The sequence below is a fragment of the Streptomyces sp. DT224 genome, assembly GCF_049844595.1.
Lineage (GTDB): Bacteria > Actinomycetota > Actinomycetes > Streptomycetales > Streptomycetaceae > Streptomyces.
The window spans coordinates 1-314 of record NZ_JBNCLI010000056.1 but is presented as its reverse complement, the minus strand read 5'-3'; the positions used below and the strand labels follow the sequence as shown (position 1 = coordinate 314).

Below are 314 nucleotides of genomic sequence, written 5' to 3'. Positions count from 1 at the left end.
GGAACAATCCAACTCCACGTACCCCGACCCATGACGAGCTCAACGAGCCAACCCCCACATAGGACACGGTCTTAGAGTTCCCCCAGAGCCAACGCGAGAAGGCGTCCTCAGCAGCTGCGCCGAGCTTCTCGGGGACGCTCACATCGCGGAAGCGCAGCCAGTCGGCGAACGCTGCTTTGACGCCCTGATCGATGGCGGCCGCCGGCGCCTGGGGCGAACTTGCCACTGTCGCCATCCCTAATACTCCAGCTGTAGATCGTGATCTTGATCGCGGTGAGGCCGCCGTGCGTTGAGCGGTCTCATGCTGGGATGGG

The 314-nt window shown here is 63.4% G+C and carries 1 protein-coding gene; it reads right to left on the bottom strand.

Annotated elements, in window-relative coordinates:
* Positions 1 to 235, bottom strand: a 235-nt coding sequence (locus ACLQ2N_RS36015) for a hypothetical protein (RefSeq protein WP_425820017.1), incomplete at its 3' end; no start/stop codon positions are given.
* Positions 236 to 314: the final 79 nt, after the last annotated feature.